The 348-nt window shown below is 44.0% G+C and carries 2 pseudogenes; both read left to right on the top strand.

The annotated features are described in order from the left end of the window. Positions 1–84: pseudogene (locus tag ACTHS3_RS17390) on the top strand (ferredoxin--NADP reductase); the annotation flags it as partial. Between the two features lie 77 nt (positions 85–161). Next, positions 162–348: pseudogene (locus ACTHS3_RS17385) on the top strand (adenosine deaminase); the annotation flags it as partial.

Raw genomic sequence — 348 nt, 5'->3', positions numbered from 1 at the left:
ACTTTCCAAGCCCTGATGGATTTGGGCTACGCTATGCACCGCAACCGCATCCCCGGCGAAATCATGATGGAAAATGGTTTTTAACAGGTAAATGTTCAAAGGCCGTCTGAAAGTTTCAGACGGCCTTCAATATTAAATATAAACCGAAAATTAGAGAAAATATGAATATCAAACAAATTATCCAAGCCCTGCCCAAAGCAGAGTTGCACGTCCACATCGAAGGGACGTTCGAGCCGGAGTTGATGTTTGAAATCGCCAAGCGCAACCACATAGCGATTCCTTATGAAAATGTCGATGCGGTACGGCAGGCTTATGATTTTCACAATTTGCAGTCGTGTTTGGGGATTT

The sequence above is a fragment of the Neisseria sp. P0009.S007 genome (assembly GCF_051962515.1).
This window is presented reverse-complemented; position numbering and strand designations above follow the sequence as displayed.